The sequence below is a fragment of the Saccharothrix carnea genome (genome assembly GCF_003014735.1).
GTDB classification, from domain to species: Bacteria; Actinomycetota; Actinomycetes; order Mycobacteriales; family Pseudonocardiaceae; genus Actinosynnema; species Actinosynnema carneum.
This window is the reverse complement of sequence record NZ_PYAX01000011.1, coordinates 73,036-94,404: the sequence shown is the minus strand read 5'-3', so window position 1 is coordinate 94,404 and position 21,369 is coordinate 73,036. Positions and strand designations below refer to the sequence as shown.

The following is a 21,369-nucleotide window of genomic DNA, read 5'->3' as shown; positions in this document are numbered from 1 at the left end:
ATCAGCGCCCTGACCAGCGCCGACCCGGCCGGCCGGCGGTTGGTCGGCTACGTTGGTCGGTGATGGTGCGTTTCCGGGTGCTGGGCCCGCTGGAGGCCGTGGGCGAACGCGGGCCGGTCGACCTCAAGGGTCCGCGGCACCGTGCCGTGCTGGCACGGCTGCTGGTCGCCAACGGCCGGGTGGTGCCGGTCACCCGGCTGATCGACGACCTCTGGGACGGCGACGCGCCGGACGGCGCCCTGGGTGCGGTGCAGACGTTCGTGGGCGCGCTGCGCAAGTCCCTCGAACCCGACCGCCCACCCCGCACCCCCTCCCGACTGCTGGTGACCGTGCCGCCGGGGTACGCGTTGCGGGCCGAGGACGTCGACGCCCGTGCTTTCGAGGCAGCGATCGCCGAGTCGGCACGGCTGCTCGCAGACGGCCATCCCGCCAACGCGCGAACGCTGCTGGACGAGGCGCTCGCGCTCTGGCGCGGCCCCGCCTACGCCGAGTTCGCCGACCAACCGTGGGCCCGCGGCGAGGCCGCGCGGCTGGACGAGCTGCGGCTGCTGGCCGTGGAACGGCGTGCCGAGGCGGCGTTGGCGCTGGGCGAGGCGGCGGAGTCGGTGCCGGACCTGCGGGCGCACGTCGACGCCCACCCGTTGCGCGAGGACGGACGACGGCTGCTCGCCCTCGCGCTCTACCGCACCGGACGGCAGGGCGAGGCGCTGGACACCCTCCGCCGGTCCCGCGAGGTGCTGCGCGCGGAACTCGGTGTCGACCCCGGCCACGCCCTGCGCCGCCTGGAAACCGACATCCTCACCCACTCACCGGACCTCACCCCGCCACCACCCGCCCGGACCACCGCGTTCATCGGCCGCACGGACGAGCTGGCCGAGCTGGAACGCGCCGCCCGGACGGGCCGGCGGCTGGCGTTGGTCTCCGGCACGGCGGGCGCGGGCAAGACGGCGCTGGCCGAGGAGCTGACCGGACGGCTCGCCGCCGCCGGCTGGACGACCGCGTGGGGCACGTGCGCCGAGGACGCCCCCGCCGCCTGGCCGTGGACCCGGATCGCGCAAACCCTTGGCATGGAACAAAAATCCGGTACCCGGTTCGAACGGCACCGCGCCATCGCCGCCGCCCTGGCCAAGGTGCCGTCACCGGTCCTGCTGGTCTTCGACGACGTGCACTGGGCCGACGAGGACACCCTCGCGCTGGTGACGTCACTGTCCGCCGACCCCGACGCCGGGCGCGTGACGATCGTCGCCACCTACCGCTCCACCGAGATCTCCGCCGCCCTGACCGAAGCCCTCGGCCGGGCCGCCCGCACCGAGCCGACTCGCGTCTACCTGGGCGGCCTGACCGAACCGCAGGTGCGGGACCTGGTCGAAGCCGTCACCGACCGCGAGCCGACGCACGCCGACGTCCGCGCGATCCACACCCGCAGCGCCGGCAACCCGTTCTTCGTCCGCGAACTCGCCCGCCTGTGGGAGACCGACCCGGCCCTGAGCACCGTCCCCGCCGGCGTCCGCGACGTCATCCGCCACCGCCTCGCCCAGCTCACGGACGCCACGCGGACGCACCTGCGCCAAGCGTCGGTCCTCGGCCAGGACGTCGACCTCGACGTCCTCGTCCCACTCGCCGGCGACGAGGACGCCGTGCTGGACTCGGTCGAGTCGGCGCTGCTCGCGGGTTTCCTGGTCGAGCAGGACGCCGAACGCCTGCGGTTCACCCACGCACTCGTGCGCGACACGCTCTACGACGACATCCCCCACGCCCGCCGAACCCGCTGGCACGCCGCAGCCGCCGACGTCATCGAGACCGTGCACCCCGACGACGTCGAAACCATCGCCCACCACCTGCTGCGCGCCGGCAACCGAGCAACCAACGCACGCACCGCCCACTACACCCGTGCCGCCGCCGAACGAGCCGAACACCGGTTCGCACCACACCAGGCCGCGACCCTGTGGCGGGAAACGCTGGCCCGATCCGACCACGACCGACTCCGAGCCGTGACGGGCCTGGTCCGAACACTGGCCGTGACCGGCGACCTGGCCCAGGCCCGCCGCTACCGGGCCGAGGCCGTCACCGAAGTCCACGGCGACCCGGTCCTGGCCGCCCGCACGATCGGGTCCTTCGACGTGCCCGCCATCTGGACCACCAACGACGACGAAGCCCTCTCCGCCCGCCTCGCCGACGCCGCCGAACAGGCGCTCGCCGCCCTCCCACCCGACCACCCGGCCGAACGCGCCCGCCTGCTGATCACCATCGCCATGGAACGCCGCGCCGACACGGGCCCACGCGGCAGGCAGGCGGCCGTGGAAGCCGAAGCCATCGCCCGCGACCTGGACGACCCGTCCTTGCTGGCCATGGCACTCAACGGCCGCTTCCTCCAGACCTACCACCGAGCGGGCCTCGCCCCCGACCGAGCCCGGATCGGCACGGAACTACTCGACCTCGCCACCCACCACGGCCTGGTGACCTTCGAAGTCCTCGCCCACCTGATCAACCTCCAAGCCGCCACCGCCCTCGCCGACCTCCCGACCGCCGACCACCACGCCACCGCCGCCGACGCCCTGGCAGAACGCCACGACCTCCCACTGGTCGGCATCTTCACCAGCTGGTACACCGCACTGCGCCTGGCCGTCACAGGCCAACGCGACAAAGCCAGAACCGCCTACCACACCGCCGCCTCCCGCCTCAGCGGCGCCGGAATGCCCGGCCTGGAAAACGGAATCCTCCCACTGGCCCTGCTCAGCCTCGGCGACCTCCCGGACGCCGACTTCGGCCCCTACGAACCCTGGGCCCGACCAATCGTCCTACTGGCCCGAGGCGACCGCACCACAGCCCTCCAAGCCACCATCCCCGACTCACCACACGACCTGCTCTTCGAAGCCAGAACGTGCCTGCACGCCAAGCTCGCCATCGAAGCGAACGACCACCCCACCATGGCCCGCCTCTACGACCAACTCCTCCCCGCCGCCCAAGAACTGGCCGGCGCAGGCAGCGGCCTGATCACCCTCGGCCCCACCACCCACCACCTCGCCACCCTCGCCACCGCCATGGGACACCACAAACAAGCCACCAACCACCACCACCAAACACAAAAACCGCCGTCTTGAATTGCGCCGCCTCAAATTTCGCCATCGAACCCGCCGCCCGACCGCAAAGGCCCATGTCGAATCGAGCCTGCCCCAACCACCGAGCCACCCCCCACGCCCCTCCACCTCAAGCCTGCCCACTTGGCGTCACCAACCCGGTCTCATACGCCACAACCACCGCCTGCACCCGATCCCGCAACCCGAGCTTGGCCAAGATCCTCGCCACGTGCGTCTTCACCGTCGCCTCCGACAAGTGCAACTCACCGGCGAGCTCGGCATTGCTCAACCCCCGCGCCAGCAGCCCGAGGACTTCCAACTCACGCGGCGTCAACGCCGCCAGATCACGATGCCGTGCGACCGTATCCGGCCTGCGATCCGCGAACCTCTCCACCAACCGACGTGTGATGGCAGGCGCCAGCAACGCGTCACCGGAGCGAACCATCCGCACCGCCGCGACCAAGTGCTCCGGCGTCACGTCCTTGAGCAGGAACCCGCTCGCACCGGCCGACAACGCCGCGTACACATAGTGGTCGAGGTCGAACGTCGTCAGGATGATCACCCGCGGCTCGGACTCACCGCCGGTCAAAATCCTCCGCGTGGCCTCCAACCCATCCAGCTCCGGCATCCGGATGTCCATCAGCACCACATCCGGCACGGTCCGCCGCACCGCCTCCACCGCTTCCAGCCCATTGGTGGCCTCACCGACCACGTCGATGCCATCAGCCGTGAGGATCATCCGAAAACCCGTGCGCACCAGCACCTGATCATCGGCGACCACCACCCGCAGCCGACTCACCGTGCCTCCACCGCGATCGACGCCTCCACCGGAATCGACGCAGCAACCCGATACCCGCCACCAACCCGCGCCCGAGCCTCCAACGTCCCACCGTAAACAGCCAGACGCTCCCGCAACCCGATCAACCCGTACCCGTTCCCGACAGCCGCACCAGGCCCGGCCTCACCACCGGTGTCCACCACCTCCACCCGCAAGAAATCCACTCCGTACTCCACCGTCACCACCACCGACCCGCCGGACGCGTGCTTCACCGCGTTCGTCAACCCCTCCTGCACCACCCGGTACGCGGCCAACTCGACCCCGGACGGCAACGGCCGCAGCTGCCCCCTCACCACCGACTCAACCCGCACACCGGTGTCCCGAACCCGCGCCACCAACGCCTCCACCTGCGCCAGCCCCGGCTGCGGCGCGAGGTCGGCCGGTCCGGGACCGCCCGGTTCGGGACTGGCCATCGTCAGCAACCCCATGACGTGCCGCAACTCCGTCATCGCCGCCCGCCCACCCGCCTCGACCGCCAACAACGCCCCCTGCGCCTGATCCGGCGACACCGCCATCACCTTCCGCGCCGCACCAGCCTGGATCGTCATCACGCTCACGTGGTGCGTCACCACGTCGTGCAGCTCGCGCGCGATGCGGGCCCGTTCGTGCTCGACCGCCCGCCGCAACGCTTCCGCCTGCTCCCGCTCCAACGCCGACACCTGCGCCAAACCCTCGTCCGTCCGGACCTTCCACGTGCGCAGGCCGTTCGCCGCCACGATCAGCGGCACCAGGATCAGCAGCGGCACGTACTGGTTCGGCACCACCGGCAGCTCCGAGTCCCGGAACACCCCCACCGCCAGCACCGCCACCACCAGGCTCGCCAACGCGGGGGGCCGGTGCGGGCTGTACGCGGCGGCCGAGTAGGCCGCGACCGCGCACGAGTAGAACGTGAGCCCGGGCGTGTCCGATGGCGTCACCGACGTCGCGTACAGCACGACCCACAGCACCGCCAACGGATAGCGACGCCGCAACACCAACGCCACCGCCGCCACCACCGCGACGAGCACCGCACCGAACACCGCTCCCGGATCCGGCTCCGGCGGCATGAGCGGCGGCACGGGCGCGATCAGCCCACCGACCACCACGCGCGCCGGCACGTCCTGCGAGTCGACCGCGTACCCCACCGAAGCGACACCGATGACCAGCGCCAACACCACGTCGAACACGTAGTTGCGCACGGTCGGCCGCGGCAGCGGACCGGTCGGCAGCACCACCAGGGTGGTCCAGGCCCGCAGTCGGTCCACCACCGGCGCGTTCGTCACCCGGCCATTCTCACCGACCGCCCGCCCACCGGACATCCACCCGGACGACCACACCGCCTGCACCGCTCGACTACATCGCGGGGATGACACCGCAGAGACCTCATCCCGGCGGGCTACCGGAAATGCCCCGGCCGACCGACGCGCCCGGATCACCGCCGCTCCTACCGTCCACCGGGCCACAGCGAGGACGAACCAGGGAGCCGACCATGACCACGCCGGTGATCGAACTGCGTGACGTGAGCCGCGGGTACGACGACGGGCCACCGGCGTTGAGCGACGTGACGCTGACCGTGCACGCGGGGGAGGCGGTGGCCGTGCTCGGCCCGTCCGGCAGCGGCAAGTCCACGCTGCTCAACCTGATCGCGGGCCTCGACCGGCCGGACACCGGCACGGTCACCGTGGCCGGCGTTCGGGTGGACGAACTCGGCGAGGCCGCGTCCGCGCGCCACCGGCGGGCCCGCGTCGGCATGGTCTTCCAGTTCTTCAACCTGCTGGACGACCTGACCGTGGCCGACAACGTCGTCCTGCCCGCGCAGCTCGCGGGCATGGCGCGCGGCGAGGCCGCCAGGCGTGCGGCGGACCTGCTCGACCAGCTCGGCGTCGCTCGCCACGCCCGCGCCTACCCGGGACGGCTGTCCGGCGGCGAACGGCAACGCGTCGCCGTCGCCAGGGCGTTGATGAACCGGCCCGCGCTGCTGCTGGCCGACGAACCGACCGGCGCGCTGGACACCGCGTCCGGAGAGGACGTCAGCACGCTGCTCACCGAGCTGAACGCCGAGGGCCAGACGCTCGTCGTCGTCACGCACGACCTCGCGCTGGCCCGGTCGTGCACCCGCCGCACCATCCAGCTGGTCGACGGCCGGGTCGCGGGCGACGTGTCCGTGGAGCCGACCCGATGAGCGCGCTGAGCCGGGTCGTGCGTTCGGGCGTGGCACGTCGCCGGGTGCAGACCGTCGTGATCGGGCTGGCCACCACGATGGCCGTGACGTCGTCCGTGCTCGGCGGGTCGTTGCTGGTGGCGTCCACCGCGCCGTTCGACGACGCGTTCGCCGAACAGCGCGGCGCGCACCTGTCGGCGGTGTTCGACGCGGGCAAGGCCACACCGGAGCAGCTGTCGGTGCCCGTCGACGGCGTCACCGCGTCGGCCGGGCCGTTCCCGGTCACGACGATCACGCCGAGCGACAACGGGCCGGGCCGGAACGGGGCCGGTGGCCAAGCGCCGGGTGGTCAGGCCCCGCTGACCGTCGCGGGCCGCACCGATCCCGGCGGCGGACCGGTGGACGCCGTGACGCTGACCGAGGGGGAGTGGGCCGACGAGCCGGGTGAACTCGTGGTGTCCGCGGACGGACCGCACGCGCACTCACCGACCGGCTCCGCGGTCGGCCGCCGCATCACCCTCACCGACGGCTCGACGTTGACCGTGGTCGGCCTGGCCCGCTCGGTCAGCCGCACCGCGGACGGCTGGGTGCCACCGTCCTGGGTCACCGCACCCGAGTCCTACCAGGTGCTGTACCGCTTCACGGCAGCCGAGTCCGTCGACGCGGGCCGCGAGGCCGTGGTCGCGGCGGTACCCGCGGACGCGATGACCGGCTCGCAGTCGTGGCTGGTGCTCAAGAAGGCGGCCGACCGCAGCGTCGCGGTGTTCGTGCCGTTCCTCGTCGCGTTCGGCGTGCTGGGGCTGGTCATGTCGTTGCTCGTGGTCGGCAACGTGGTCGCGGGCGCGGTCGGCGCGGGAACCCGGCGCATCGGCATCCTCAAGGCCCTGGGCTCCACCCCGGCCCAGGTCGTGCGGGCGTACATGGCGCAGGCCCTGATCCCGGCGGCGGTCGGCACCGCGATCGGTGCGGTCGCGGGCAATCTGCTGGCCATCCCCGTGCTGGCCGAGACCGAGGACGTCTACGGCGCGGTGAAGTTGACCGTGGCGCCGTGGGTGAACGTCGTCGTGGTCGTCGGGGCGCTCGCGCTGGTGTCGGTGACGGCGTGGGTGAGCGCGCTGCGAGCCGGACGGTTGCGCACGGTGGACGCCATCGCGGTCGGCCGCACCCCACGACCCGGCCGCGGCCGGTGGGCGGCCCGGTTGACCGCGCGCCTGCCCGTGCCACGACCGGTCGGCCTCGGCCTGGCCCGCCCGTTCGCGCGGCCTGCCCGTGCGGCGGCGATGACCGCGGCGGTGCTCTTCGGCGCCACGGCGGTCACGTTCGCGGTCGGCTTGGCGTCCTCGCTCAACCAGATCCAGATCGCCCGCGATCACGACGCGGCGGACGTGACCATCGGCGTGTCCGACCCCGGTCCGCAGCCGGGTTCCCGGCCCGGTGGGCGTCCGGCCGCTGCTCCCGACCCGGCCGCTGTATCGGACGTCATCGCCGCCCAAGCCGGGACGCGGGCCCACTACCGCACCAGCCGCACGCAGGTCACCGTCACCGGAGTGGCCGGCACGACCGCCGTCGTGTCGTTCACCGGAGACGCCACCTGGGACGGCTACCAGCTGGTGTCCGGGCGGTGGTTCACGCAACCGGGCGAAGCGGTCGCACCCACACCGTTCCTCGCCGCCACCGGCACGGAGGTCGGCGACACCGTGACGCTGGACGACGGCGGGAAGACCGTCACCGTGCGGATCGTCGGCGACGTGTTCGAGATGAGCAACGACGGCATGGTGGTGCTGACCGACGCGGCCACGCTCACAGCCGGCAACGACGCCAAGGGCGCCACCCACCACATCGCGGTGCAGCCGGGCACCGACGTCAACACCTACATCGACAGCTTGAACGCCGCCCTGGCACCGCTCGGCGCCACCGCGCGGCCCGGCCGTTCCGGTCAGGCCAGCGACACGATCATCCTGATCAACAGCCTGACCGCGACGCTCACCCTGATGCTCGTCGCGGTGGCCGCCATGGGCGTGCTGAACGCCGTCGTGCTCGACACCCGTGACCGCATCCGCGACCTGGGCGTCCACAAAGCACTCGGCATGACGCCCCGGCAGACCATCGCGATGGTCATCGCCTCGGTGGTGGTGATCGGCGTGGTCGGCGGCGCGGTCGGCGTGCCCGCCGGGGTCGCGCTGCACGGCGCGGTCCTGCCGGCGATGGGGGAGAGCGCCGGGATCGGCCTGCCCGCGTCGGCCCACGCCGTGCACTCCCTGCCCGAGCTGGTCCTGCTCGGCATCGGCGGCCTGCTGATCGCGATCGTCGGTGCGTCGCTGCCGGCTACCTGGGCGGCGAGGACGTCGACGGCGACGGCGTTGCGGACCGAATAGGACGGAGGGTCGGCACCAGGGCGAGGGCGGGGACGAGCAGCAGCGGCACCACCAGCAGGGCACGCAGGACGCCGACCTGGTCGCCGAGGAAGCCGACCACCGGCGGACCGGCCAGGAACGCGGTGTACCCGATCACCGCGACCACGCTGACCCGTGCCGCCGCACGGCTCTCCTCGTCCGCCGCCGCGCTCAGGCCGACCGGGAAGCCGAGCGCCGTGCCCAGGCCCCACAGCGCCACCCCGCCCACCGCCACCGCCGGCTCACGGCCCAGCACCGCCAACACCACACCGGCGATCGCCAACAGCATCGTGCCGACCAGCACCGGCACCCGTCCCCAGCGGTCGAGCGCCACCGTGCCCAGGAGCCGGCCGAGCGTCATCGTGGTCACGAACACGCCGAACACCACCGCGCCCGCCGCGGGCCCGAACGCGTACCCGTCCACGAACGCCACCGCGAGCCAGTCGTTCGCGGTGCCCTCGGTGAACGCCAGCACCAGGACCAGGAACCCGATCAGCAACGTCCGGGGTTCCCGCCAGGCCGCCAGCACACCGCTCTTCGCCCCGGCCTGGTGCGCGCCGCCGTACCGGAAGGTCCGTGCGGCGAGGACCGTGCCGGCCAGGGTGATCGCGGCGACGACCGCCAAGTGCGCCGCCACCGGCACGTCCGCCGACGCCGTCGCGGCCGCCAACCCGGCGGCGACCACCGTGCCCAAGCTCCACACCGCGTGGAAGCGCGGCATGACCGTCCGACCGACGACCCGTTCGACGGCCGCCGCCTCGACGTTCATGGCGACGTTGCAGGTGCCCGACCCGTACCCGAGGAGGAACAACCCGATCCCGGCCGCGGTCGCCGACGGCCAGACGCCGATCGCCGCGCCCGCGACCACCAGCCCACCCGCGACCCCGGTGGTGGCCACGCACACCGTCCGCCGCGGTCCGAGCCGGTGGGTCACCTCACCGGCGGTGAGCATCGCCAACGTCGCACCGGCCGACATGGCCAGCAGCAGCAGGCCCAGGGCGCCCGCGCCGAGCTGCAACGCGTCCCGGGCGGCGGGGACGCGGGCGAACCAGGACGCCACCGCGACCCCGTTCAGCCCGAAGGTCACCGCGACCCCTGCCGCCGTGCCGCGAACCGGCCTCGCCTCCGCGGTCGACATCCCCGGTCACCCCCACTCTCCGACGTCATCGGTGACCCCACCCATGGAAGCGCTTCCACCGCAAGGCCCGTTCTTTCGGGCGCGGCCTTCCGGACTGGCACACTGACCGCCGTGGTCAGGCAGCGGCGTGGGGTGCGTGGATCGACGGCGACCTTGGCGGACGTGGCGCGTCGAGCCGGCGTGTCGATGGCGACCGCGTCCCGCGCCTTGAGCCCCCGCGGTTCGGCCTCCGACTCCACCCGCCTCCGCGTCGCCGCGGCCGCCAGCGAGCTGGGCTACACCCCGAACCCCGCCGCGCGGGCCCTCGCGACCCGCACCGGTACGCGCATCGCCGTCGTCGTCGGCGGCCACACCGCGCACGTGCTCAACGACCCTTACGTCGCCCGCGTCACCGCCGCCACCGCATCGGTCGCGGCGTCCCGCGAAGTCGGCGTGTCCCTGCACTGGCTGCCGCTGCACGACCCCGCCGAACTGGGCAGGCTGACCGAGAGCCGTGACGTTGGCGGCATCATCCTGGTCAACCCGACCGAACCGGCCCTGGCCACCGTCCCCCGCTCCGCCCGCGGCCGGGTCGCCGCGATCGGCATCGGCTCCCGCATCGTGCCGTCGTTCGACGTGGACAACGCCACCGGCACCACCAACGTCCTCGAACACCTGCTTGTCACGGGCCGCCGCCGAATCGCCATGATCACCGGCCCCGCCTGGCTCCCGTGCACCAGAAGAGCACTGACCGCTTACCAGCGCGCAACCGAAGCCGCCGGCACCCCACCCCGCCTGATCCCGGGCGACTTCACCGCCACCCGAGGCCACCACGCCGCCACCGAAATCCTGACCCGCTGGCCCGACACGGACGCCATCTTCGCCCTGGGTGACCTCTCCGCCTTGGGTGCCCTCGACGCCCTCCGAACCTCCGGCGTCAACGTGCCGGGCGACATCGCCATCGCCGGCTTCGACGACCTCCCCTACGCCACCCTGAGCCACCCACCCCTGACCACCACCACCAACCCGATCGAATCAATCACCACCGCCGCCGCCACCACCCTGCTGGACCGCCAAACCGCACCCCCACTAACCCTCCACCCCTCCACCCTGATCGTGCGCGCCACCACCTGACCACTCCACCCCCTACCCCCCGCCACCACCACTCCTGCAACACCCCAGCCCCCCACCGCCCAGCTCGCCCACCCCCACCGCTACCGGCGCTCGCCGCCCGCCCCCCGCCCGCCCCCCGCCCGCCGCCGGCCAGCCTCCGACCGAACCGGCGGGTCCTCCGCATCCGCTGACGCCACCACTGCTCCACCACCGACCGGATCCGCGCTTCCTCCATTGGCCGCGATCGCACAGCGCACCGCTGCTGATTCCGGGCGAGTGCCCAGCGGGTCCGCCGACATCCACCGCGCCGACATCCACCGCGCCGACATCCACCGCACTGACATCCACCGCGCCGACATCCGGCCCGCCGACTCCCAGCCCGCTGCGGTCGCCTGGCCGGCGGCTCGCAGGTGTCCACATCCCACGGCCCTGGCGCTCGTCGAGTCCGGCGTCCAGCTTCCACTTATTGCGCGGGCGGCGGGGAGCCCGGGGCGGGGGTTGGTTGCCGGCCTCGTTGTTTCAACCGACGTTTCAGGGGATTGGAAACGATGTTATCGGTTCTAGTTGGGTTCAGGTTCACCCGTTCGTGGAGGTGCTCGGAGGGATAAATGCTGGTCAGGGCAGGTTAGCGCGGTTGGGGTTGGTGGGCGACTGTCAGGTGGCGGCGGTCGACTGCTACGGCGGCCATCAGGACGCAGCCGAGCATCGGCACGACGAGCGGTGGGAGTTGCCAGGTCACGATCAGCAGTACGGCGAGGGACATGACCAGGAGCAGGGAGCCGGTGAAGTCCGCGGCCGAACGGCGGGAAGCGTCACGCAGGACGGACGGCCACCGCGTGCCCGGCGCCCACAGCGCCGCCACCCGCAGCACGACCACGGCCACCCCCACCGCCGCCACCCCGCACACGACCGCCACGAACCCGCCACCGGCGACCCGCGTCCGCAAGAACACGACGTCCACCACCAGCACCGCGAACCCGACGACCACCCCGAGCGACACCGCCCACCCACCGGGCAACGCGACCCGCACCCGCTCGAAGAACGCCCGCACCGAAGTGGTCTCCCCGTCCACGTGGGCCTTGATGTGCGCGCACCCCGCCGCCAGCGCAGGCACCAACGTCACCACCGGCAGGGCCGCCAGCAGCACCAGCAACCCCGCCGTCAGGCACTCGCCGAACAGCGCGAACCCCGCTGCGAACCGCTTCACGACCTCACCCCTTCAACCCCGACGTCGACACGCCCTCCACCAGGAACCGCTGGAAGAACAGGAAGAACAGGATCACCGGCACCAGCGCCAGCATCGACATCGCCATCAGCGCACCGAAGTCCGACCCCGTCGACTCGTCGATGAACAACTGCAGCGCCAACGGCAACGGGTACTTGTCCGGTGTGCTCAGGTAGATCAACGGCCCGAAGAAGTCGTTCCAGCTCCAGATGAACGTGAAGATCGCCGTGGTGATGAGCGCCGGCCTGCACAGCGGCACGATGATGTGCCAGAACACCGTCCAGTGCCCCGCGCCGTCGATCTTCGCGGACTCGTCCAGCTCACGCGGCAGCTGCCGGATGAACTGCACGATCAGGAACACGAAGAACGCCTCCGACGCCAGGAACTTGCCCGCCAGCAACGGCACGTAGGTGTCGATCAGGTCCAGGTTCTGGAACACCACGTACTGCGGGATGATCAGCACGTGGAACGGCAGCAGCAGCGTCGCGATCATGATCGCGAACAGCGCCGTCCGCCCCCGGAACCGCAGCCGGGCGAACGCGTACCCCGCCAACGCCGACGACGCGACCGTGCCGACCACCGACAACACCGCCAGCACGGCCGAGTTCCAGAAGAACCGGCCGACCCCGACGCCGACGACACCCTCGAACACCCGCTCGTAGTTCGCGAACGTCGGATCGGTCGGCAACAGCTGCAGGCTGCCGACGATCGCCTCGGACGGCTTGAACGTCGCCGCCGCCACCCACACGATCGGGTACAGCACGATCGCGAGCAGCGCCAGCACGCCGACGTGCCACGCCACCCGCCTCAACGTCAGCGTCATCGCTTGTCCCCCGAGTCCCCGGAGTAGAAGACCCACCCCCGTGCGGTGCGGAACAGGAACACGGTGACCAGGCCGACGCCGAGCAGCAGCATCCACGCCATCGCCGACGCGTAACCCATGCGGTAGTCACCGAAACCCCGGTCGAACAGGTAGATGGTGTAGAACAGCGTGCTGCCTGCCGGCTGCCCGTTCGGCCCGCCCACCACGTACGCCGACGTGAACACCTGGAACGCGTTGATCGTCTCCAGCAGCAGGTTGAAGAACAGCACCGGCGAGATCATCGGCAGCGTGATCGACCAGAACCGCCGCGCGCGGCCCGCGCCGTCGACCTCGGCCGCCTCGTACAGCTCCCGCGGCACCTGCTTGAGCCCGGCCAGGAAGATCACCATCGGCGCGCCGAGCTGCCACGTCGCCAGCAGCACCAGCATCATCAGCGAGAAGTCCGGGTTGCCCGCCCAACCGCCGGTGTCGATGCCGAACTTGAGCAGCACCTGGTCGACGACCGAGTCGTCGCTGAACATCATCTTCCACACGATCGCCACGCCGACGCTGCCGCCGATCAGCGACGGCCCGTAGAACGCCGCCCGGTAGAACCCCTGGCCCGCGCGCTTGCTGTTGAGCAGCATCGCCACGGCCAGGGCGGCGGCCAGCTTGATCGGCACGGCCAGCGCCACGTAGATCGCGGTGACCTGGACCGAGCGCAACCACCGCGCGTCGGTGAACATCCGCTGGTAGTTCTCCAGCCCGATCCACGTCGGCGCGTTGAACAGGTCGTAGTCGGTGAACGAGAGGTAGAGCGAGGTCACCATCGGCCCGAGGGTCAGCAGGACGATCCCGATGATCCACGGTGACAGGAACAGGTAGCCCGCCAGTCCGTCACCGGACAGGCGGGCCCGCTCGCGCGGACCCGTCCGCCCGGCCGGGGCGACCTCGGCGCGCCGGTCCGGCGCGATCGTCGCCCGGCTCACGACCCGAGGGTCTCTTCGGCCTCGGTGAAGAACTGGTCGACGGCCTGGTCGGGGGTGATGCGGCCGTACTGCAGTTCCTCGGTGATCCGGATGAACGCCTGCTCCAGCGTGCCCGCGCCCTTCGGCGGCGCCGGGGGCGTCTTGCCGAACTTGTCCTTCAGCGCGTCCTCGTACGCCGCGACGGCGGCCAGCGGACCTTCGAGCTGCGCGGCGGCGCGTTGCGCGTTCGTCGGCGGCAGGCCGCGGTTGGCGCCGAAGATCTTGCCGACCTCCGGGTCGTTGACCATGAACGACACCAGCTTGGCCGCCGCCGCCGGGTGCTCGGTCTTCTGCGACACGCTCAGCAGCATCGACGGCTTGAGGTACTGGCCGGACGTGCCCGCCTTGTCGGTCGGCACGGGACCCAGCTTCAGGCCGGGGTTGGACTTGGCGTAGCGGGACATGAAGTTGTCCCAGCCGAGGTCACCGGCGACCAGCTTCTGCTCCAGCGCGAACGCGGGCTTGATCTGCACGCCCTTCTCGATCGGCAGCACGGTCTTGCCGTCCGCCAGCGCCTTGCCCTCCTCCATGAACTCCTTCAGCCGCGCCTTGTCGAAGCCGAGCTTGCCGTCCTCGGTGTAGAGCAGCCCGCCCTCCTGCCGCAGTTGCAGCTCCAGGTTGTAGTAGCTGCCGACGTAGTTGCCACCACCTGAGACGCCGGTCTTCTCCGCGATCGTCTTCATGGCGTCGCGGTAGTCGTCCCAGGTCCAGCCTTCCTTCGGCTCCTCGACGCCGGCCTGGGCGAACAGCGCCGGGTCGTAGATGTAACCCCAGGTGTTGCCGCCGGTCGGCACGCCGTACAGCTTGCCGTCGATCTCGCCCGCGCCCTTCAGGCCGGTGAGCAGGTCCCCGAGCTCGAGGTTCTTGCCCTCCTGCTTCTTCAGGTCGTAGAGCGCGTTGCGCTCGGAGTATTCGCGGATGTACGCGAAGTCCATCTGCAACACGTCGGGCGCGTTGCCGCCCGCGGTCTCGGTGGCCATCTTCTGCCAGTACGCCTCGAACTCCTGGAAGCTCGGCGTCACCTTGATCTCGGGGTTCTTGCTCTGGAAGAGGTCGATGGCCTTCTGCATCAGCTCGGCGCGCTCGGCGTTCCCCCACCACGAGAAGCGCAGCGTGGCGGGTCCGGCCTGGGTCTCGTCACCGCCGCCACCGCCGCCGCCACAGGCGACAGCCAGCAGCGCCACCATCGACGTCGCCAGGACTCTGAAACGTTTCAGTGCACCCATTCGGATCCTCCGGTCTCGACCGCTTCCAGACGCGATGCGCGGTTCGGCGTGGAAAGCGCTTTCCGGGAGGCTACGAGCACGTTGCGCCAACGTCAATGCCCACTTTGGAAGCGGTGCGGCCGCTCCCGACCGCCGCGAACGGCGGTGGCCGGGAGCGGGCGCGGACGCGTGCTCATCGGACCTACGACGACTCCGCGGAGTCGAACGCGAGCCTGGTGATGCCGAGTCGGAGCGCACCGTCGTCACCGTAGTGGCGGTGACCGGAGATGTCGCCGGCGAAGTCCGCCGAACACACGCTCGGGGTGCTCAGCCCAGGACTCGGCCGAGGAAGCCGCGGAGGTACCCGGTGACGGTGTCGAGCTGGTCCTCCAGCGCGAAGTGGCCCGCGTCGAGCAGGTGGATCTCGGCGTCGGGTAGGTCGCGCCGGTAGGCCAGCGCGCCGTCCGGGCCGAAGATCTCGTCGTGCCGCCCCCACACCGCGAGCAGCGGCACCCGCGTGTCCCGGAAGTACTGCTGGAACGCCGGGTACGCGTCGAGGTTGTTGCGGTAGTCGCGGAACAGCGCCAGCTGCACCTCGGCGTTCCCGGGCCGGTCGAGCAGGGCCTGGTCGTGCACCCACGTGTCCGGGCTGATCCGGCTCGGGTCCTTGACGCCGTGGGTGTACTGCCGGCGCGTGGCGTCGAGGGTGAGCAGCGCCCGCACCGCGGGCTCGGTGTCGGGCCCGGGGTTGGTGGCGTAGGCGAACAGCGGCTCCCAGAACGGGGTGAAGCCCTCGGTGTAGGCGTTGCCGGACTGCGTGACGATCGCGGTGACGCGTTCGGGGTGGCGTGACGCGATCTTGAGGCCGATGGGCGCGCCGTAGTCCTGGATGTACAGCGCGTGCCGCCGCACCCCGAGGTGGTCCAGCAGGCCGAGGGTGATGTCGGTGAGCGCGTCGAACGTGTAGTCGAACTCGTCGGGGGACGGCGCGGAGCTGTGCCCGAACCCGATGTGGTCCGGCGCGATCACGCGGTAGCGGTCGGCCAGGCGCGGGATCAGCTCGCGGAACATGTGCGAGCTGGTCGGGAAACCGTGCAGCAGCACCACGACCGGGGCGTCGGCGTGCCCGGCCTCCCGGTAGAACACGCGCTGCCCGTCGATGTCGGCGTACCGGTACGAGGTCATCGGCTTCTTCCTGATCGGTGATCTAACCGTTCTGATTGATTTGAACGGTTAGGTGACGGCGATCAGGCAAGCAGGTTCGTGTTAACCTGTCAAGCGACTCTCAACGGTTAGACGTGGAGGTGGGCGGGCGTGCTCGGTGCCGATGACGCCGTGGCCGGCGCGTTGCTGGCCCGGGGCTGGCCGGCGCGTCCGCTGGTGGACCAATCCCTGGGCATCGACCTGCTCAACACCCGGTACCTGATCGGCGGGGTCCTCTACGACCTGCTCGACCACGACGACCTGACCGGGGCGTGGCTCGCGGACCGGGAACTGGAGTCCGCCCGGCCCGTGCCCCGGCAGCCGTTGCGCGAGGCCCGGGACGCGGTGGTCGCGGTGATCGCGGATCCCGCCGACCACGCCGCCCTCAACGCCCTGCTGGAGCACGGACGGCTGCGGCTGGCGGTCGACGGGCGCGGCCGGGTCGAGCACGACGACGTGGCCGATCCGCGGTGGCGTGCGGCGTGGGCGTGCCTGCGGGACTTCGTCGCGGTGCGCGAGGCGGCGCCGGACCGCGTCCGCAAGTGCGCGAACCCGGAGTGCGTCCTGCACTTCCAGGACGTCTCGCGCACCGGCAGGCGGCTGTGGTGCTCGATGACCGCCTGCGGGAACCGGCTGAAGGCCCGCCGGCACCACAGCCGGGTCCGCGGCACCCCGTGACCGCGTGGGCGTCAACCGGCGGCCCACGGGGTATGGCAAGACCATGACGCACCAGGAACCGCTCGACCTCGGCACGACCGAGCTGTCGGCCGACGAGGAGGAGCGCATCAGGCGGGAGCACGACCTCGACCGGCCGGAGGTGTTCGACCGGCGCAACGACGTCGACCGCCGGGCGCGGACCAGGGCAAACCTGCTGCCCGAGGAACTCGGTCCGGGCAGCGCCGACCCGGAGGCGCAGGCACGCGAGGTGCTGCGCGACTCCGACGTGCGGACCGAGGTCCCGGAGTCGGCGCCCGACACGGTGGTGGAACGGCGCGAGTCCGGCGAGTGACCGGCCCGGTCGGTTGAAGTGCTCAGTGGGTGAGCACTTTGCCCCCGCACCATGGGGGTGTGAACGCACGCACCGATACCGAGCCGCTCTCCTTGGCCGACGCCGCCGAGTGGGAGTCGTGGCTGGCCGAACACCACGGCACGAGTGACGGCGTCTGGCTCGAGATCGCCAAGAAGGGGTCGGGGCGGACGTCGGTCACCATCACCGAAGCCCTCGACGTCGCCCTGTGTCACGGGTGGATCGACAGCCGGCGCAAGGGTTGCGACGAGCACCACTACCTGCAGCGGTACTCGCCGCGGCGCGCGGGCAGCGCGTGGTCGCGGGTCAACGTCGAGAAGGTCGAGGCGCTCATCGCGGCCGGGCGGGTGCGGGAAGCCGGTTTCGCCGCGATCGACGCCGCCAAGGCGGACGGCCGGTGGGACGCGGCCTACCAGCGGCAGCGTGACGCGACCGTGCCGCCGGACCTGGTCGAGGCGCTGGCGGGGGACGGACGTGCGCGGGAGCGGTTCGAGCTGCTCGACCGGACGCGGCGGTACGCGTTGCTCCTGCGGCTCATGAAGGCTCGGACGCCGGAGGCGCGGGCCGACCGGCTCCGGCGGATCGTCGAGGAGTTGCGGCGGTGAGCGCTGGAGGTGAGGTGGCGTGTGGGGAAGGCCGGTGGGGAGGTGGAGGCCGGGTGGGCGGACGGGGGGAGAGTCGCGTCCGTCCACCCGGCAAGTACGGTGCCGGGAAAGGTAGCGCAATGTTATCGCTAACACCAGGGGTGTCCGGAGATTGTGGTGGTCGCCGGCCGCGGTGAAGGAGGAAGGTCAAGCCGGGGCGGGTTTCGGGGGGAGCGGTTCGCAATCGTCTCGTAAGTGGGGCTTGAGGCTGGCGGACCTGCGCTGTTAGCGTTAACAGCCGCATCCCGACGCCACGATGGAGTGGAACCGATGGACAGTGCCGTTCCCCGGTGGAGAGCCCGCAGGCTGGCGGTGGCCGCGGTGGTGGCCGTGACCGCGCTCGCGGGCCTGGTGGTGACTCCTGCCGCGCAAGCCTCACCCGCCGTGCAGTACACGAACCCGATCGCGAACCAGCGGGCGGACCCGCACATCTTCAAGCACACGGACGGCTACTACTACTTCACCGCGACCGCGCCGGAGTACGACCGGATCGTGCTGCGCCGCGCGACCACGATCCAGGGCCTGGCCACCGCGCCGGAGTCGGTGATCTGGCGCAGGCACTCGTCGGGTGAGATGGGCGCGCACATCTGGGCGCCGGAGATCCACTTCATCAACGGCAGGTGGTACGTCTACTTCGCCGCCGGGCGGACCGACGACGTCTGGCGCATCCGGCCCTACGTGCTGGAGAACAGCAGCGCCAACCCGCTGACCGGCACCTGGACCGAACGCGGCCGCGTCAACGTCCCGTGGGACACCTTCTCCCTGGACATGTCGACCTTCGTGGTCAACGGCGTGCGCTACCTGACGTGGGCGCAGGCCGAACCGGGCATCGCCACGAACTCCAACGTCTACCTGGCCCGGATGGGCGCCAACCCGTGGACGATCACCGGCCCGACCGCCCGGCTGACCGTCCCGACCCTGGCCTGGGAGACCCGCGGCGGCGTGAAGGTCGCCGAAGGACCCGCGGTGATCCAGCGCAACGGCCGGGTGTTCATGACCTACTCGGCCAGCGCCACCGACGCGAACTACTGCCTGGGCCTGCTGACCGCGTCGGCTTCGGCGGACCTGCTCAACCCGGCGTCGTGGACGAAGAACCAGAACCCGGTGTTCGAGAGCAACGCGGCGACCGGCCAGTACGGCCCGGGGCACAACTCGTTCACGGTTTCGGAGGACGGCCAGAGCGACATCCTGGTCTACCACGACCGCAACTACCGCGACATCTCCGGTGACCCGCTGCGCGACCCGAACCGCCGCACCCGCGTGCAGAAGGTCTACTGGAACGCGGACGGCACGCCGAACTTCGGCATCCCGGTGGCGGACGGCGTCACGCCCGTGCGGCTCAAGTCGTACAACTACCCGGACCGGTTCGTCCGGCACTGGGAGTACCGGGGCCGCGTCGAGGCGAACGTCAACCCGCTGGCCGACTCGCAGTTCCGGATCGTCACGGGGCTGACCGGCTCGGGCACGGTGTCGTTGGAGTCGACCAACTTCCCCGGCTACTACCTGCGGCACCGCAACCACGAGATGTGGGTCGAGCGCAACGACGGCAGCGCCGTCTTCCGAGCCGACGCGTCGTTCTTCCGCCGCGCGGGCCTGGCCTCGGGTTCCGGGGTGTCGTTCGAGTCGCAGAACTTCCCCGGCCAGTACATCCGCCACAACGGCACGAACATCAACCTGACCACCACGCCCGATTCCGTCGCACGAGCCGACGCCACGTTCATCCTGGAGTGACTTCAGTGCTGCGTTACCCCTTGATCCACCCGCCGCTGCTGCACGCCCTCGCTGTGGCGGGGCACGGGTCGAAGGTCCTGATCGCGGACTCCAACTACGCGCACCGGACCAACGTCCACCACCGGGCCGAGGTGATCCACCTCAACCTGCGCCCCGGTCTCGTCACGGTCGACGAGGTGCTGGCGCCGGTGTTGTCGGCGATCCCGGTGGAGGCCGTGCACACCATGCGGCCGGACGATCTCAGCACGCCGGAGGTGTGGGCCGACTACGAAGGGATCCTCGGGCCGGAACTGCCGTTGCAGCCGTTGGCGCGGCAGGACTTCTACGCGGCTTGCCGGGCGCCGGAACTGGCGGTGTGCGTGGCCACCGGTGATGGACGGCTCTACGCGAACTTGCTGCTGACGGTCGGTTTCGTCGCCTGATCCCCGGTCTCCGGCCCGCACGTGCCGGCGTGCGTGCGGGTCGGAGACCGGCCCCTGGCGGGTCGGCGGACCATGGCCAGCGGGCCGAGTCCGGTGTGGACAGCCACCCCGCGACGAGGTCGGTGACGATGGCGCCGCCCCGGTCGCTGAGGTGTTCAGCTCGCCGTTCAGGTCTTCACCCAACGGGGCAGCGGCAGCAGCGCGATCCGGGCGTTCGTCGTTGTCGCGCACGCGCGTGTCCTACGTTCAGAACGCGTGAGTCGTACGTTCAGAACGCGTGAGTCGTACGTTCAGGACCCCTGAATTCAACGTTCGGGACCCCTGAATTCAACGTTCGGGTTCGGGTGGTGGAGTCAGCTGAGTGGGCTGTGGAGGATCGCGGCGTAGCCGTCTGGGCCGATGGCGACGCAGCGTCGTTCGTGTGGGCCCGTGCTGATGTCGCCCACCTGGAAGCCGAGGGCCTGTGCTCGGGTGCGGGCCTCGTCCAGGTTTGGCACCTTGACCAGTACGGCGGGGCCGTCGTGGGCCCGGTCGGCGCCGGATAGGGCCAGGCGGCCGCCCGCCAGGTCGAATTGGGCCCAGCGGTCGCCGTCGACGAAGGTCGGGGCGACGCCGAGCAATGCCGACCACCGCTCGACCGCGCCGGCGAGGTCGTCTGTCGGGACAACGGGAGCGATGCGTTCAGCAGTCACGAGATCGACGCTAACGACGCCTCATTGGCAGGTCAACGGCCCTGCGCCGGATCGAGCAACAATGAACAAGGTCCGCCTCCGTCCGAAAAGGACGGCCGGCGACCGAGGGGTGGTCGGCACAACTCCCTCGGGGACCGGACGCGGTTGGAGTACCCGTGCGCGTTCGGCCGAATCACGGCTGTCGGTACGCACCGTGAGTGGCGCAAGGGGTTCACCCGATCGACCGAGCATGAATGTCACCCGACCCGGGTATTTCCCCTCGTGACGGCCCGACAAACGGAGAGGTGGCGTCGTGGTCGAGCGGCTGACAGTCCGGCGCCGGGAACCCGGTGCGGACCTCGGGGCGGATCCGGTACCCGAGATGGACGTGTGGTGGGACAGGATCGGCCGCAACCTGGGCCGCGAGTGGGACCTGGCGACGGCCGACGACCGACCGCTGCTGGTCGACGTGGCGGTGACCGAGCAGGCCTACTTCTTCGCCACCCTCATCGAGGACGTGCGACCGCGTGACGTGCGGGTGGAGGTCTGTGACGTCGACCTGCGGTCGGACGGCACGCCGATCAGGCGGGACCGGGTCGGCATCACGGTGCGCCCGGCCGATTCGCCCCGCACGTACTACTACTGCGCGACGGTCCCGGCGGCGGTGGACGTGGAGCGGATCGACGCGTGGTTGTCGGACGGCATGGTGGTCGTGCGGGTGCCCACGAGGTGA

19 protein-coding genes are annotated in these 21,369 nt (G+C 71.2%); 10 read left to right on the top strand and 9 right to left on the bottom strand.

Features of this window, described 5'->3' with window-relative positions; all coding sequences use genetic code 11:
- Positions 1-62 precede the first annotated feature (62 nt).
- Positions 63-3,101: an ATP-binding protein gene (locus B0I31_RS29225; protein ID WP_106618607.1), complete on the top strand. Its 3,039-nt coding sequence runs from the start codon at positions 63-65 to the stop codon at positions 3,099-3,101.
- 106 nt (positions 3,102-3,207) lie between these two features.
- Here the strand turns inward: B0I31_RS29225 and B0I31_RS29220 are convergent, their stop codons facing one another.
- Together B0I31_RS29220 and B0I31_RS42725 are read right to left on the bottom strand one after the other, a co-directional pair.
- Complete coding sequence (locus B0I31_RS29220) at positions 3,208-3,867, bottom strand: response regulator (RefSeq protein WP_281262327.1); 660 nt, start codon at positions 3,865-3,867, stop codon at positions 3,208-3,210.
- A 5-nt stretch (positions 3,868-3,872) separates the two neighbouring features.
- On the bottom strand, positions 3,873-5,177 hold the full coding sequence (locus B0I31_RS42725) for a sensor histidine kinase (protein WP_281262326.1): 1,305 nt from the start codon (positions 5,175-5,177) through the stop codon (positions 3,873-3,875).
- Positions 5,178-5,383: 206 nt separating this feature from the next.
- Between B0I31_RS42725 and B0I31_RS29210 the strand changes: the two genes are divergently transcribed.
- Together B0I31_RS29210 and B0I31_RS29205 are read left to right on the top strand one after the other, a co-directional pair.
- A complete protein-coding gene (locus tag B0I31_RS29210; RefSeq protein WP_106618606.1) occupies positions 5,384-6,076 on the top strand; it encodes an ABC transporter ATP-binding protein in 693 nt (230 codons plus the stop codon).
- Positions 6,073-8,430, top strand: coding sequence for an ABC transporter permease (locus B0I31_RS29205; RefSeq protein WP_106618605.1), 2,358 nt, complete (start codon positions 6,073-6,075; stop codon positions 8,428-8,430). The genes B0I31_RS29210 and B0I31_RS29205 overlap by 4 nt, the downstream gene beginning before the upstream one ends.
- Here the strand turns inward: B0I31_RS29205 and B0I31_RS29200 are convergent.
- Positions 8,381-9,586: an MFS transporter gene (locus tag B0I31_RS29200; protein WP_106618604.1), complete on the bottom strand. Its 1,206-nt coding sequence runs from the start codon at positions 9,584-9,586 to the stop codon at positions 8,381-8,383. The genes B0I31_RS29205 and B0I31_RS29200 overlap by 50 nt on opposite strands.
- Positions 9,587-9,748: 162 nt before the next feature.
- On the opposite strand from B0I31_RS29200, the gene B0I31_RS29195 reads away from it, so the two are divergent.
- Positions 9,749-10,699 carry a LacI family DNA-binding transcriptional regulator gene (locus B0I31_RS29195; RefSeq protein ID WP_219910848.1) on the top strand — a complete coding sequence of 317 codons (951 nt, stop codon included), beginning with the start codon at positions 9,749-9,751 and terminating at the stop codon, positions 10,697-10,699.
- Between the two features lie 604 nt (positions 10,700-11,303).
- Here B0I31_RS29195 and B0I31_RS29190 read toward each other — a convergent pair.
- The 5 genes from B0I31_RS29190 to B0I31_RS29170 form a co-directional block, all read right to left on the bottom strand.
- Positions 11,304-11,885 carry a hypothetical protein gene (locus tag B0I31_RS29190; RefSeq protein ID WP_106618603.1) on the bottom strand — a complete coding sequence of 194 codons (582 nt, stop codon included), beginning with the start codon at positions 11,883-11,885 and terminating at the stop codon, positions 11,304-11,306.
- Positions 11,886-11,889: 4 nt separating this feature from the next.
- Positions 11,890-12,726 carry a carbohydrate ABC transporter permease gene (locus B0I31_RS29185; RefSeq protein ID WP_106618602.1) on the bottom strand — a complete coding sequence of 279 codons (837 nt, stop codon included), beginning with the start codon at positions 12,724-12,726 and terminating at the stop codon, positions 11,890-11,892.
- Positions 12,723-13,694: a carbohydrate ABC transporter permease gene (locus B0I31_RS29180; protein WP_245950528.1), complete on the bottom strand. Its 972-nt coding sequence runs from the start codon at positions 13,692-13,694 to the stop codon at positions 12,723-12,725. The genes B0I31_RS29185 and B0I31_RS29180 overlap by 4 nt, the downstream gene beginning before the upstream one ends.
- Complete coding sequence (locus B0I31_RS29175) at positions 13,691-14,959, bottom strand: ABC transporter substrate-binding protein (protein ID WP_106618601.1); 1,269 nt, start codon at positions 14,957-14,959, stop codon at positions 13,691-13,693. The genes B0I31_RS29180 and B0I31_RS29175 overlap by 4 nt, the downstream gene beginning before the upstream one ends.
- A gap of 306 nt (positions 14,960-15,265) precedes the next feature.
- The gene (locus tag B0I31_RS29170) at positions 15,266-16,123 is read right to left on the bottom strand and encodes an alpha/beta fold hydrolase (protein WP_106618600.1); all 858 of its coding nucleotides are present in this window, start codon (positions 16,121-16,123) and stop codon (positions 15,266-15,268) included.
- 129 nt (positions 16,124-16,252) lie between these two features.
- Between B0I31_RS29170 and B0I31_RS29165 the strand changes: the two genes are divergently transcribed.
- From B0I31_RS29165 to B0I31_RS29145, 5 genes are all read left to right on the top strand, one after another.
- Entirely contained in the window at positions 16,253-16,819 is a 567-nt protein-coding gene (locus B0I31_RS29165) for a CGNR zinc finger domain-containing protein (protein ID WP_106618599.1), read from the top strand.
- A 43-nt stretch (positions 16,820-16,862) separates the two neighbouring features.
- Complete coding sequence (locus B0I31_RS29160; RefSeq protein ID WP_106618711.1) at positions 16,863-17,150, top strand: hypothetical protein; 288 nt, start codon at positions 16,863-16,865, stop codon at positions 17,148-17,150.
- 59 nt (positions 17,151-17,209) lie between these two features.
- Positions 17,210-17,773: a YdeI/OmpD-associated family protein gene (locus B0I31_RS29155; RefSeq protein ID WP_106618598.1), complete on the top strand. Its 564-nt coding sequence runs from the start codon at positions 17,210-17,212 to the stop codon at positions 17,771-17,773.
- A 309-nt stretch (positions 17,774-18,082) separates the two neighbouring features.
- On the top strand, positions 18,083-19,543 hold the full coding sequence (locus B0I31_RS29150) for a family 43 glycosylhydrolase (protein ID WP_106618710.1): 1,461 nt from the start codon (positions 18,083-18,085) through the stop codon (positions 19,541-19,543).
- A 5-nt stretch (positions 19,544-19,548) separates the two neighbouring features.
- Positions 19,549-19,965: an RbsD/FucU family protein gene (locus B0I31_RS29145; protein ID WP_106618597.1), complete on the top strand. Its 417-nt coding sequence runs from the start codon at positions 19,549-19,551 to the stop codon at positions 19,963-19,965.
- A 353-nt stretch (positions 19,966-20,318) separates the two neighbouring features.
- Here the strand turns inward: B0I31_RS29145 and B0I31_RS29140 are convergent, their stop codons facing one another.
- Positions 20,319-20,657 carry a VOC family protein gene (locus B0I31_RS29140; RefSeq protein ID WP_181320508.1) on the bottom strand — a complete coding sequence of 113 codons (339 nt, stop codon included), beginning with the start codon at positions 20,655-20,657 and terminating at the stop codon, positions 20,319-20,321.
- A 292-nt stretch (positions 20,658-20,949) separates the two neighbouring features.
- On the opposite strand from B0I31_RS29140, the gene B0I31_RS29135 reads away from it, so the two are divergent.
- Positions 20,950-21,369, top strand: a complete 420-nt coding sequence (locus tag B0I31_RS29135) for an Hsp20 family protein (protein ID WP_106618595.1) — start codon at positions 20,950-20,952, stop codon at positions 21,367-21,369.